Source organism: Mycobacterium sp. (assembly GCF_040398885.1).
Lineage (GTDB): Bacteria > Actinomycetota > Actinomycetes > Mycobacteriales > Mycobacteriaceae > Mycobacterium.
Genome location: NZ_JBBATF010000156.1, coordinates 1 through 7,361, shown reverse-complemented (window position 1 = coordinate 7,361; position 7,361 = coordinate 1). Strand labels below are relative to the sequence as shown.

6 protein-coding genes are annotated in these 7,361 nt (G+C 71.5%); 4 read left to right on the top strand and 2 right to left on the bottom strand.

Features of this window, described 5'->3' with window-relative positions:
* The 4 genes from cobA to ADBZ5U_RS13250 all read left to right on the top strand — a co-directional run.
* Positions 1-1,229, top strand: a 1,229-nt coding sequence (gene cobA, locus ADBZ5U_RS13265) for a uroporphyrinogen-III C-methyltransferase (RefSeq protein WP_526810916.1), incomplete at its 5' end; no start/stop codon positions are given.
* A 33-nt stretch (positions 1,230-1,262) separates the two neighbouring features.
* Complete coding sequence (locus ADBZ5U_RS13260; protein ID WP_526810914.1) at positions 1,263-2,861, top strand: MFS transporter; 1,599 nt, start codon at positions 1,263-1,265, stop codon at positions 2,859-2,861.
* Positions 2,862-2,905: 44 nt separating this feature from the next.
* Positions 2,906-4,399, top strand: coding sequence for an MFS transporter (locus tag ADBZ5U_RS13255; RefSeq protein ID WP_526810912.1), 1,494 nt, complete (start codon positions 2,906-2,908; stop codon positions 4,397-4,399).
* 142 nt (positions 4,400-4,541) lie between these two features.
* Complete coding sequence (locus ADBZ5U_RS13250; RefSeq protein WP_526810910.1) at positions 4,542-6,302, top strand: proline--tRNA ligase; 1,761 nt, start codon at positions 4,542-4,544, stop codon at positions 6,300-6,302.
* 24 nt (positions 6,303-6,326) lie between these two features.
* Here ADBZ5U_RS13250 and ADBZ5U_RS13245 read toward each other — a convergent pair whose 3' ends face one another.
* Together ADBZ5U_RS13245 and ADBZ5U_RS13240 are read right to left on the bottom strand one after the other, a co-directional pair.
* Entirely contained in the window at positions 6,327-6,830 is a 504-nt protein-coding gene (locus ADBZ5U_RS13245) for a ferritin-like domain-containing protein (RefSeq protein ID WP_526810908.1), read from the bottom strand.
* A partial coding sequence (locus tag ADBZ5U_RS13240; protein WP_526810906.1) for a hypothetical protein occupies positions 6,827-7,361 on the bottom strand: 535 nt, incomplete at its 5' end. The genes ADBZ5U_RS13245 and ADBZ5U_RS13240, both read right to left, overlap by 4 nt.

Sequence of the window (7,361 nt, the reverse complement as noted above, 5' to 3'; positions counted from 1 at the left end):
AGAACGCCTATCTGGTCGGCCTGCGACTGGCCGGCAAGAAGGTCGTCGTCGTCGGTGGCGGCACGGTGGCCCAGCGTCGGGTGCCGGTCCTGATCGCCCACGGCGCGCAGGTCCACGTCGTGACGGTGGCCGCCACCCCCGCCGTGGAGGCACTCGCCGAGCAGACCCCCGGCATCACCCTGGAACTGCGGCCCTACCGCGACGGCGATCTCGACGGCGCCTGGTACGCCATCGCGGCGACCGACAACCCGGGCGTCAACGCCGAAGTGGTCGCCGAAGCCGAACGGCGCCGAGTCTTCTGCGTGCGCGCCGACGCCGGCCGCGAGGGCACGGCCGTCACACCGGCCTCCTTCGACTACGAGGGCCTGCTGGTCGGGGTGCTGGCCAGTGGTGAGCACCGCCGCTCGGCTGCGGTGCGTTCGGCCATCCGGGAGGCGTTCCAGCAGGGCCGCATCGTCCCGGACATCGTGGCCAGCACCGCCTCCGACGTGGTGCCCGGCGGGGTCGCCCTGGTCGGCGGCGGGCCCGGCGACCCCGAACTGATCACGGTGCGGGGCCGGCGACTGCTCGCGCACGCCGACGTGGTGGTGGCCGACCGTCTGGCGCCGCCGGAACTGCTGGCCGAACTGCCCCCGCATGTGGAGGTCATCGACGCGGCCAAGATCCCCTACGGCCGGGCGATGGCGCAGGAGGCCATCAACTCCGTCCTGATCGAGCGGGCCCGGGCCGGCCGGTTCGTGGTCCGGCTCAAGGGCGGCGATCCCTTCGTCTTCGCCCGCGGGTATGAGGAAGTCGTCGCCTGCGCCGAGGCTGGGATCCCGGTCACAGTCGTGCCCGGCGTGACCAGTGCCATCGCCGTGCCGGCCCTGGCCGGGGTGCCGGTGACCCACCGCGCCGTCAACCACGAGTTCGTCGTGGTCAGCGGGCATCTCGCGCCGGACGACCCGGAGTCGCTGGTGAACTGGGACGCCCTGGCCAAGCTCACCGGGACTCTGGTGCTGCTGATGGCCGTCGAGCGCATCGAGTTGTTCGCCGCGGTCCTGGTCGACGGCGGCCGGCCTGCGCAGACGCCGGTGCTGGTGGTCCAGCACGGCACCACCTCGGCGGAGCGGATCGTCCGCGCCACCCTCGCCGACGTGCCCGAATGCATCCGGGAAGAGGGGATTCGACCGCCCGCGATCATCGTGATCGGTCCGGTGGCCGGATTCGAGACGCTATCGAGACTTTAAAGTTCTCTTAATTTCGGGGTAGGGTAGTCGGCTATGACGGCTCTCGACGATGCTGAGCGCACGGCCCCGTTCAAACGGGCGACCCGCGGCCCCGGCGTTCGGTACGCCAACGGCCCGGCCCGGCTGCCCGCAACCAACGACGGCGGGTCACCCGCCGCCCGCCGCCGGACCCCGGCCTGGCTACCGGCGCGTTTCATCGCCGCGGTGGTCGCCATCGGCGGTATGCAGCTGCTGGCCACCATGGACAGCACGGTCGCCATCGTGGCGCTGCCCAGGATTCAAGACGAGCTCGGCCTCTCCGACGCCGGCCGCAGCTGGGTGATCACCGCCTACGTCCTGACTTTCGGCGGCCTGATGCTGCTGGGTGGCCGCCTCGGCGACACCATCGGCCGCAAGCGCACCTTCGTCGTCGGCGTGGCGCTGTTCACCATCGCCTCGGTGCTGTGCGGAGTCGCCTGGGACCAGACGACTCTGGTCGTCGCACGACTGCTGCAGGGCGTCGGTGCGGCGATCGCCTCGCCGACCGGCCTGGCGCTGGTTGCCACCACGTTCCCCAAGGGGCCCGCCCGCAACGCCGCCACCGCGGTCTTCGCGGCCATGACGGGCATCGGCTCGGTGATGGGCCTGGTCGTCGGCGGTGCGCTCACCGAGGTGTCCTGGCGGCTGGCGTTCCTGGTCAACCTGCCGATCGGCATCCTGGTGATCTACCTGGCCCGCACCACCCTCCGCGAGACGCACCGCGAGCCGCTCAAGCTCGACGCGGCGGGCGCTCTGCTGGCGACCGCGGCCTGCACCGCCGCGGTGTTCGGCTTCGCCCAGGCCCCGGAGAACGGCTGGCTGTCGTGGCCCTCGCTGGTCGCCGGACTGGTCGCCGTCGTCGCGTTCGGCGCCTTCGTCGTCGTGGAGCGCACCGCGGTCAACCCGGTGGTGCCCTTCAGCCTGTTCCGCGACCGCAACCGGCTGGCCACGTTCAGCGCGATCTTCCTGGCCGGTGGGGTGATGTTCACCCTCACCGTGCTGATCGGCCTGTACGTGCAGGACATCCTGGGCTACAGCGCCCTGCGCGCCGGGATCGGCTTCATCCCGTTCGTGATCGCCCTCGGCGTCGGCCTGGGCGCCTCCTCGCAACTGGTTAACTTCTTCGCGCCCCGGATCCTCGTCCTCGCCGGCGGTGTCCTGGTGCTCGCCGCGATGATCTACGGGTCCACCCTCGACGCCGGTATCCCGTACTTCCCGAACCTGGTGATCCCCATCGTGGTCGGCGGCTTCGGGATCGGCATGATCGTGGTGCCGCTGACCGTCTCGGCCATCGCCGGGGTCGGCCAAGACCAGATCGGCCCCGTCTCGGCCATCGCCCTGATGCTGCAGAACCTGGGCGGGCCGGTCGTGCTGGCCGTCATCCAGGCCGTGATCACCTCCCGCACCCTCTACCTGGGCGGAACCACCGGCCCGGTCAAGCGGATGGACCCCGCCCAGTTGCACGCCCTGGACCAGGGCTACACCTACGGGCTGCTGTGGGTGGCCGGGGTGGCGGTAGTCGTCGGCGCGGCGGCGTTGTTCATCGGCTACAGCGCCCAGCAGGTCGCTCACGCCCAGGAAGTCAAGGAAGCGATCGACGCCGGAGAGCTTTAGCTCGATGACGCACCGGCCCATCGGGCTGGGTAGGGTGACTAGCCATGGCCGGCGCGAGCGTTCCCGAACCGCCGGCCCGGGCACTCGCCTCCAGTGTGCTGGGGATCGCGATCGTCGCGATCACCGGCATGCAGCTGATGTCGACGCTGGACGGCACCATCGTCATCGTCGCGCTGCCGCGGATGCAGGCCGACCTGGATCTGTCCGACGCGGCCAAGAGCTGGGTGATCACCGCCTACGTGCTGACCTTCGGGGGTCTGCTGCTGCTGGGCGGCCGGGTGGGCGACGCGATCGGCCACAAACGGGCCTTCATCTCCGGGGTCGGCGTGTTCACCATCGCCTCGATGGCCTGCGGCCTGGCCACCGACGGGCCGCTGCTGATCGCGGCCCGGGCGGTCCAGGGCATGGGCGCGGCGGTGGCCGCGCCGACCGGCCTGGCTCTGATCGCCACCACCTACGCCCCCGGCCGGGCCCGTAACCAGGCCATGGCCATGTCGGCCGCCATGCAGGGCCTGGGCTCTGTCCTGGGCCTGGTCGTCGGCGGGGCGCTGACCGTCATCTCCTGGCGGCTGGCCTTCCTGATCAACTTCCCGATCGGTGTCCTGATCATCTGGATCGCCCTCACCCGACTGGAGGAGACCCGCCACGAGCGCCTCAAACTCGACGTGACCGGCGCGCTGCTGGCAACCCTGGGCTGCACCGCCGCGGTGCTGGTGTTCACCCAGGGGCCGCCGCGGGGCTGGGCGGACCCCTGGGTCATCGGCGCCGGCATCGTGGCGGCCCTGCTCGGGATCGCCTTCTTCCTGGTCGAACGCAAGGCCGACCACCCCCTGGTCCCGCTGTGGCTGTTCCGGGACCGCAACCGGGTGGCGACGTTCGTCTCGCTGTTCCTGGCCGGCGGGGTGCTGCTCACGCTGACCGTGATGATCGGCCTCTACGTCCAGGACGTGCTGGGCTACTCGGCGCTGCACGCGGGCATCGGCTTCATCCCGTTCGCCCTGGCATTGGGACTGGGCAATGTGGTGACGGCACAACTGGCGCCGTACGTCGCGCCGCGCTGGCTCATCATCGGGGGCGGCGCCTTCGTGCTGGGCGCGATGCTGTTCGGCTCCACACTGACCCGCACGATCCCGTATTTCCCGGATCTGCTGCTGCCCATCCTGGTCGGCGGGTTCGGCATCGGCGTCATCTCGGTGGTGCTGCCTCTGTGCGCGCTGGCCAATGTGGGTCCGCGGGAGATCGGCCCGATCAGCGCGATCACCCTGATGGCGCAGAACCTCGGCGGGCCGCTGGTGCTGGTGATCATCCAGGCCGTGCAGATTTCCCGCACGCTCTACCTGGGCGGCACCATGGGCCCGGTCGCCGACATGACCCCCGCCCAACTCGACGCCCTCGACCACGGCTACACCTACTCGCTGCTGTGGATCGCCGCCGTCGCGGTGCTGGTCGGCGCCGCGGCGCTGTTCATCGGCTACTCCGCCAAGCAGATCGCCGCGGCCCAACACACCCGAGAGGCCGTCGAGGCGGGAGAGCTCTGATCGCCGAGGGCGCCACGGGCCCGGGCGGAAGCGGTTGCGGTGGAGCCGGATTCGGGCTTGATCGCCGCCGGCGGTCGCGGACTCCGTCGGCCCCGGTGCAGGATCTCGGGGAACAGGTCCCGATGGCCTAAGCTTGCCCGCTGTGATCACCCGCATGTCAGAGCTGTTCCTGCGCACCCTGCGCGACGACCCGGCCGACGCCGAGGTCCCCAGCCACAAGCTGCTGATCAGGGCCGGATACATCCGCCAGATCGGGCCCGGTCTGTACAGCTGGCTGCCGCTGGGCCTGCGGGTGCTGCGCAGGATCGAGGCCATCGTCCGCGAGGAGATGGTGGCCATCGGCGGGCAGGAGATCCTCTTTCCCGCGCTGCTGCCGCGCGCCCCGTACGAGACGACCAACCGCTGGACCGAATACGGCGACGGGGTGTTCCGCCTCAAGGATCGCCGGATGAACGACTACCTGCTGGGGCCGACCCACGAGGAACTGTTCACCCTGACGGTCAAGGGGGAGTACAGCTCCTACAAGGATTTCCCGGTGCTGCTGTTCCAGATCCAGACCAAATACCGCGACGAGGCGCGGCCGCGGGCGGGCATCCTGCGCGGCCGCGAGTTCATCATGAAGGACTCCTACTCCTTCGACGTCTCCGACGACGGCCTCCGGCAGGTCTATCTCGCACACCGGGAGGCCTACCGGAAGATCTTCTCCCGCATGGGGATTCGCTACGTGGTCGTCTCGGCGGTGTCCGGGGCGATGGGCGGCAGTGCCTCCGAGGAGTTCCTGGCCGAGAGCCCGATCGGCGAGGACACCTTCGTGCGGTGCCTGGAGTCCGGCTACGCGGCGAACGTCGAGGCGGTCGCCACGGCGGTTCCCGAACCCCGTTCCGTCGACGGTCTGCCGGAACCGGTGGTGCACGACACCGGCGACACCCCGACCATCGCCTCCCTGGTGGAGTGGGCCAACCGGGCCGGACTGCCCCAGTTCGCCGGCCGCGAGGTCACGCCCGCGGACACCCTCAAGAACGTCCTGTGCAAGGTCCGCGCCCCGGGCGGGGACTGGGAACTGCTGGCCATCGGCGTACCGGGCGACCGGGAGATCGACGACAAGCGCCTCGGTGCGGCCCTGGACCCGGCCGAGTACGCCATGCTCGACGAGGCCGACTTCGCCGGGAATCCTTTCCTGAAGAAGGGTTACATCGGCCCGAAGGCGTTGTCGGACAACCGGGTTCGCTACCTAGTCGATCCCCGCGTCGTTGCGGGAACCACCTGGATCACCGGCGCCGACGAAACCGGCAGGCACGTCGTCGGGCTGGTGGCCGGCCGCGACTTCAACCCCGACGGCACCATCGAGGCCGCCGAGGTTCGCGACGGCGATCCCTCCCCGGACGGCGCCGGGCCGCTGGTGAGCGCCCGCGGCATCGAGATCGGCCATATCTTCCAGCTCGGTCGCAAGTACACCGACGCCTTCTCCGTCGACGTGCTCGGCGAGGACGGCAAGCCGGTGCGGTTGACCATGGGCTCCTACGGCATCGGCGTGTCGCGCCTGGTGGCGGTGATCGCCGAGCAGCATCACGACGAGCTCGGCCTGCGCTGGCCGGCCTCGGTGTCACCGTTCGACGTCCACGTGGTGATCGCCAACAAGGATCCCGACGCCCGAGCCGGCGCCCAGGCGCTGGCCGCGCAGCTGGACACCCGCGGGCTGGAGGTGCTGCTGGACGACCGAACCGCCTCGCCCGGGGTGAAGTTCAAGGACGCCGAACTGCTCGGTGTGCCGTGGATCGTCGTGGTCGGCCGGGGCTGGGCCGAGGGCAGGGTCGAACTGCGCAGCCGGTTCGGCGGCCAGGCCCGCGAGATCCCGGTCGACGGCGCCGACGAGGCGATCGCCGCCGCGCTGGCAGCCGGCTGAGTCGAGCCTGTCCCCGGGCCGGGGCTACTCGCTGCCGCCCGGGAACGGCTCGGTCACCGGCCAGGCGCCCTGTACCAGCCGCCAGCGCGCCGCCGCCACCGCGCACTGGGTCAGCGCCGTGCCGGCGAACGCGCGGTCCTGTTCGGACTCGGTTTGCTCCAGGACGGCCCGCCAGGCCACCGCGCAGTCTCTTTCCATACCGACCGCCAGTCTGGCGGCGTCGGCCGGGGAGTTCACCACGATCGGCAGCCGATACCCCGCCGCCGGCAGCGGCACTTTCACCGACTGCCCGGTCAGCAGCGCCACCGCGGCCTCGCGCCGGTCGCGATGCTCGGCCACCGCCCGGGACACCAGTTTGTTGTCTTCGGGCATGACGTGCGGGGAGACCAGCCCGTACCCGTAGATCGCGGCGTGTTCGGCGGCCACCGCGTCGAACAGCGCCGCCGGTCCGGAGTCTTCGGGCCGGTCGGGGTCCGGCGACGGCTCCGTCGGGGAAGGCGCCGACGGCGACGGGGTGGGTGAGCTCACCGCGGTTTCCTCTCGGCCGGACCCACGGTGCTCGCCGGTGGCGGGCCGGGGGGGTTGATCGACGGTCCCGGGCCGGGCGGGCGACCGCCCGGGCCCCCGGGCAGGTGGCTCACCGCGCCGTCGGGTCCGGGAGACGGTCCGGAAGACGGTGCGGGAGACGCCGCGGCGGCCGGCAGAGCCACCGTGAACGAGGCGGTGCAGGCCGCGGCGATCGAGCCCATCAGGCCGGCCCGGTAGCCGGAGAGGGTCGGGACCAGCTTGGCGGCGCTCTCGGCGGAGCGCTTCAGCGCCTCGCCGACATCACGGACGGTCGGCGGCGGGCCGGGCTGGACCGACGGTGCGGCGGTCGTCGTCCCGGTCTCGGTGGGGGTCGGTTTGCCGGCCGCCCTGGCGAGTTCCTCGACCAGGGCTTCGGCGTGGCGGGTCCGCTCGGCGGCGATCTCGCGCAGCGCCGGCACGACCGCGGGCGGGGAGTTCACGGCCGCCGCGGTGGCCAGTTCGCCGTCCCGGCGGGCGGCCAGCAGTTCGGCC

Coding starts and splice junctions, on each gene's coding strand:
- ADBZ5U_RS13255 (WP_526810912.1), top strand. CDS start 2,906: ATGGCCGGCGCGAGCGTTCCCGAACCGCCGGCCCGGGCACTCGCCTCC.
- ADBZ5U_RS13260 (WP_526810914.1), top strand. CDS start 1,263: ATGACGGCTCTCGACGATGCTGAGCGCACGGCCCCGTTCAAACGGGCG.